This is a genomic window from Streptomyces sp. A01, from assembly GCF_059026195.1.
The window spans coordinates 1-258 of sequence record NZ_JBWLKN010000153.1; the positions used below are offsets into that span (position 1 = coordinate 1).

1 pseudogene is annotated in these 258 nt (G+C 74.8%); it reads right to left on the reverse strand.

The window, feature by feature from the left end:
• Window positions 1-258, reverse strand: a pseudogene (locus tag AC5P1B_RS35970) (DUF5819 family protein); the annotation flags it as partial.

The following is a 258-nucleotide window of genomic DNA, read 5'->3' on the forward strand; positions in this document are numbered from 1 at the left end:
TGCTTGGGGGCGGACTCCCGCTTCGGGGCAGCCTCCGGGTTCGGCGTCGCGTCCCGTTGCTGCGAGGCCTCGCGCTTCGGGGCGGCCTCCCGCTTCGGGGCAACCTCGCGCTTCGGGGCAGTCTCCTGCTTCGGCGCGGTCGCCTGCTTCGGGGCGGTCGCCTGCTTGGGGGCAGCCTCGCGCTGCTGCGGGGCCTCCTCCTTCGGCGCGGCTTCCTGCTTCGGGGCAGGCTCGTGCTTGGGTGCGGCCTCGTGCTTG